The following is a 4,180-nucleotide window of genomic DNA, read 5'->3' on the forward strand; positions in this document are numbered from 1 at the left end:
AGGGTGCAGTGAATATGCCGCTGCACTCTCGATCACAACGCACCTCGGGTCATGCCATCCTTCGTCATCATCCCACCCTCAAGACGGCTTCGCGACCATCAGCCAGAGGATGGCCATGACCGCGCCGAAGCCGGGGATGCCGCACAGAAACCAACGGCGGAACAAGCGATGATAGCGCGGTGGCAGGGGCTGCGATTTCGCATCCGCCAGCCGCGCCAGATCGCGCATCTCGATCTGCATGAAGATCACCGGCACCCAGAACAGGCCGGTGAGCGCATAGAGTCCAAGCGAGGTCGCGAGCCAGTGCTCGGCCAGCGTGGTCGCCGACAGCCACATCAGAAGCCCGCCGGTGACCGGCTGCAGCAGTATTGCCGATAATGTGAACAGCATGTCCGCGATCACCACCACGCCTGCGGTGCGGGCGATGAAGGCGGCCTCACCGCTGCGATGGGCCATCAGCATGAAGAAGGCGATGCCCGTGCCGGTGCCGAGGATGATGATGGCACCGAGCATGTGCAGATATTTGACCAGGAAATACAGCGTCATCTGACTTCACGCGGTGCGCCCAGAGCTCGGTGATCCCATGACGATGCCGCGTTCGCGTCTCGGCGCCGCCGGCTCCGATCCAACAGCCGGAGCCCACCTGTGAATCGGATCGACTGTGCCAAGCGGTGTCCGCGCACAGTATTGCACATTCGGCACGGAACCAGGGAACGATGCCAGCTCTTACATGAAGGAGCGGTGGCGCTCGTCGTTTCGTCCGCGGCTCGTTCCGGATGTCTCTTTTCGGCACAAATTTCCGACCACCTGATGCAGAAAGTCCACAGGTTAACCGATCTTTAACGTTGGACCTTGAAGCGACGGCGGCGACTTGCTTTGATCGGATCATGAGCACAACCCTGATTGAAGTTCGTCCGGCCAAGGCTGCTGATGCGGCCGCCGTGGCGTCCGCCCATGACGAAGCCTGGCGTTCCGCCTATCAGGGCATCATTCCGGGCGGCGAGCTGGAGAAGCTGATCAACCGTCGTGGTCCGCAGTGGTGGGACAGCGCGATCCGCAAGGGCAGCCGCGTCAGCGTGCTGGTGTTCAACGACAAGGTCGCCGGCTATGCGAATTACGGTCGCAACCGTGCCCGCAGCCTGCATTTCGAGGGCGAGATTTATGAGCTTTACCTGCGGCCGGAGTTTCAGGGGCTGGGCTTCGGTCGCCGTCTCTTCACGTCGGCGAAGCGCGACCTCGCGCAGAGCGGCCTGAAGAGCATGGTGGTGTGGGCGTTGTCGGACAACGATCCCGCCACCGAATTTTACCGCGCGCTGGGCGGCCGCATGGTGGCGCGCTCGTCGGAGCGATTCGGGCCGAAGTCGCTCGACAAGGTCGCATTCGCCTGGACGCATCAGGCTTAATGCGTCAACGCGCCGCGCGCGTTAGCCAAATCGAACTGAACGCAAGTCTGGCGCTTAAGTAGCTGTTGCAGAGCCGCAAGTTTTTTGCGACTGCGAAGTACGGCGCTTGCTCGTCGGGCGCCCGCCCTTTCAACGTTCAAGTTCTATGGAGCCATCCATGCGCATCGACGCCATCCCGATCGGGAAAGACCCGCCACGCGAAGTCAACGTGCTCATCGAAGTGGCCGTTGGCGGCGAGCCGATCAAGTACGAGATGGATAAGGAAGCCGGCACGCTGATCGTCGATCGCTTTCTCTATACGGCGATGCGCTATCCCGGCAATTACGGCTTCATCCCGCACACGCTGTCGAACGATGGCGATCCCTGCGACGTGCTGATCGCCAACACCCGCGCCATCGTGCCCGGCGCGGTGATGGCGGTGCGTCCGGTCGGCGTGCTGATGATGGAGGACGAGGCCGGCGGTGACGAGAAGATCATCGCGGTGCCGACCTCCAAGCTGACGCAGCGCTACGACAAGGTGAAGACCTATAGCGATCTGCCTGACATCACGCTGCAGCAGATCCAGCACTTCTTCGAGCACTACAAGGACCTCGAGCCCGGCAAGTGGGTCAAGGTGCTGCGCTGGGGCTCAGCCGACGATGCGCACCAGCTGATCACCGAAGGCATCGCGCGGGCCAAGGCTGAGAAGAAGTGACGACCGAAGCGTCGCTCCGACGCTTCTATTGTCATTCCGAACGCGCAGCGTTGAACCCGGAATCCGGAGTTGAGTCCGACAATCTCGAGATTCCGGGTTCGACGCTAACGCGTCGCCCGGAATGACGAGCTAGATTTACACCGCCGGCTTCGGCAGCCCCGCGATCGCACACGCCGCGCGCAGCGTGTTGACCAGCAAACATGCCACCGTCATCTGGCCGACACCGCCCGGCACCGGCGTGATCGCCCCGGCGACCTCGGACACCTCGGCATAGGCGACGTCGCCGACGAGCCTGGTCTTGCCGTCCTCGCGCGGAATGCGGTTGATGCCGACATCGATCACGGTCGCGCCCGGCTTGATCCAGTCGCGCTTGACCATCTCAGGACGACCGACCGCGGCATAGACCAGATCGGCGCGCGCTGTGAGCGCAGCCAAGTCGCGCGAGCGCGAATGCGCGATCGTCACCGTGGCGTTCTCGTTCAGCAGCAGCTGCACCAACGGACGGCCGACCAGGTTGGAGCGGCCGATCACGATCGCGTTCATGCCCTCGAGCGAGGCATGTACCGTCTTGCTCAGGATGATGCAGCCGAGCGGCGTGCAGGGCGACAGCGCATCGAGCCCGGCGGCGAGCCGGCCGGCATTGTGCGGATGCAGGCCATCGACATCCTTGGCCGGGTTGATCGCGTTGACGACGGCTTCCGTGCTCAGGCCCTTCGGCAGCGGCAACTGCACCAGGATGCCATGCACGGCCGGATCGTGATTGAGCCGGTCGATCAGCGCCAGCAAATCGTGCTGCGTGACGTCGGCAGGCAGCTTGTGCTCGAACGACGCCATGCCCGCGGCCTGAGTCTGGGTGTGCTTGGATCGGACATAGACCTCGCTCGCCGGATCGTGGCCCACCAGCACCACGGCGAGCCCCGGCGTCAGGCCGTGCTCCCGCTTGACCCGCTCGACCTCGCCGGCGACGCGGCTACGCAGATCGGCGGCAATGATCTTTCCGTCAATGATCCGTGCGGACATGTGTCAGTCCCTTTGTTGTCGATCGCTTTGATATCGAGATCGCTCGCCTCGGCGACAGTACCCACCCTCCCCTGGAGGGGGAGGGTCGGCTCATATTGAGCGCAGCGAAATGTGAGCCGGAGTGGGGTGATCTCACCGCTAGCGTCTGCCGAGAGATCACCGCACCCCGATCGCTTCGCGATCGACCCTCCCCTCCAGGCAAGGGCGAAAGCGATCGTCGATGGAGCACGACGAACCTGTCGCGGCTTAGTCTTTCCCGCTCGGCTTAGGGTCTGCGATCCGCGCATGCAAGGCCTGATCGAGCGCGGCGGGATCGCCTGAGATCGCGACCTGCTTCAACCGCGAGGTCGCGCCTGACATCAGCTGCACCGCATTCTTGGGCACGCCGAGCGACTTCGCCAGCAACGCGATCACCGCACGATTGGCCTCGCCACCATCGGCGACCGCGCGAACCCGCAGCTTGAGCACACAGCGGCCGTCGGACAGCGTCTCGATCCCGTCGATGGCGTCACGGCCGCCGCGCGGCGTCACCCGCAGGGCGAGCTGCACGCCATCGGAGACGGGACGCCAAGGCTTCAAGCCGACGGCTCCATTCACTCCGCCCGCAAGCGGGCCTCAGAACACTACGGGATAGATGTAATAGGTGATGACGCGCTGGATGAACATGATGATCAGGATCAGCACGATCGGCGAGATGTCGAGGCCACCGAGATTGGGCAGCGCCCGGCGGATCGGCGCCAGCACCGGCTCGGTGATTCGGTACAGGAACTCGGCGACAGCGGCCACGAACTGGTTGCGCGTGTTGACGACGTTGAAGGCCACCAGCCAGGACAGGATGGCAGCTGCGATCAGCAGCCAGACGTAAAGGTCGAGAACGATGAGAATGATGTCGAGAACGGCACGCATGCGGGTCCACTCAGGGGCTCGGTCGCGAAGACGACCATGATTTCCCGCTAGATATCGGTTCCCTTCGGTTCAAACAAGTGAAGCCGGCCGTCAAGGCTAACGGGGGATGTGACGGTTCTTGACTTGACCTCGGACGCGATTGTAAATGGCGCCGACT

General features: G+C 63.3%; 6 protein-coding genes. 2 read left to right on the plus strand and 4 right to left on the minus strand.

What is annotated here, in order from left to right:
• Positions 1 to 78: 78 nt before the first annotated feature.
• The gene (locus WA702_RS06215) at positions 79 to 546 is read right to left on the minus strand and encodes a DUF2269 family protein (protein ID WP_425109658.1); all 468 of its coding nucleotides are present in this window, start codon (positions 544 to 546) and stop codon (positions 79 to 81) included.
• 341 nt (positions 547 to 887) lie between these two features.
• Between WA702_RS06215 and WA702_RS06220 the strand changes: the two genes are divergently transcribed.
• Complete coding sequence (locus tag WA702_RS06220) at positions 888 to 1,403, plus strand: N-acetyltransferase family protein (RefSeq protein WP_425109659.1); 516 nt, start codon at positions 888 to 890, stop codon at positions 1,401 to 1,403.
• Between the two features lie 157 nt (positions 1,404 to 1,560).
• On the plus strand, positions 1,561 to 2,097 hold the full coding sequence (gene ppa, locus WA702_RS06225) for an inorganic diphosphatase (RefSeq protein WP_425109660.1): 537 nt from the start codon (positions 1,561 to 1,563) through the stop codon (positions 2,095 to 2,097).
• A 135-nt stretch (positions 2,098 to 2,232) separates the two neighbouring features.
• Here the strand turns inward: ppa and folD are convergent, their stop codons facing one another.
• From folD to WA702_RS06240, 3 genes are all read right to left on the minus strand, one after another.
• Positions 2,233 to 3,117 (minus strand): bifunctional methylenetetrahydrofolate dehydrogenase/methenyltetrahydrofolate cyclohydrolase FolD, encoded by an 885-nt coding sequence (folD, locus tag WA702_RS06230; protein WP_425109661.1) that lies wholly within the window; start codon positions 3,115 to 3,117, stop codon positions 2,233 to 2,235.
• Between the two features lie 246 nt (positions 3,118 to 3,363).
• Positions 3,364 to 3,696, minus strand: a complete 333-nt coding sequence (locus WA702_RS06235; RefSeq protein ID WP_425109662.1) for a DUF167 domain-containing protein — start codon at positions 3,694 to 3,696, stop codon at positions 3,364 to 3,366.
• A 36-nt stretch (positions 3,697 to 3,732) separates the two neighbouring features.
• Positions 3,733 to 4,023 carry a YggT family protein gene (locus WA702_RS06240; RefSeq protein ID WP_425109663.1) on the minus strand — a complete coding sequence of 97 codons (291 nt, stop codon included), beginning with the start codon at positions 4,021 to 4,023 and terminating at the stop codon, positions 3,733 to 3,735.
• Positions 4,024 to 4,180: the final 157 nt, after the last annotated feature.

The sequence above is a fragment of the Bradyrhizobium sp. genome (genome assembly GCF_049798375.1).
GTDB lineage: Bacteria > Pseudomonadota > Alphaproteobacteria > Rhizobiales > Xanthobacteraceae > Bradyrhizobium.

Bases quoted from the DNA above. Each gene is read 5' to 3' on its own strand.
- WA702_RS06215 (WP_425109658.1), bottom strand. From the start codon at position 546: ATGACGCTGTATTTCCTGGTCAAATATCTGCACATGCTCGGTGCCATC.
- WA702_RS06240 (WP_425109663.1), bottom strand. From the start codon at position 4,023: ATGCGTGCCGTTCTCGACATCATTCTCATCGTTCTCGACCTTTACGTC.
- folD (WP_425109661.1), bottom strand. From the start codon at position 3,117: ATGTCCGCACGGATCATTGACGGAAAGATCATTGCCGCCGATCTGCGT.
- ppa (WP_425109660.1), top strand. From the start codon at position 1,561: ATGCGCATCGACGCCATCCCGATCGGGAAAGACCCGCCACGCGAAGTC.
- WA702_RS06220 (WP_425109659.1), top strand. From the start codon at position 888: ATGAGCACAACCCTGATTGAAGTTCGTCCGGCCAAGGCTGCTGATGCG.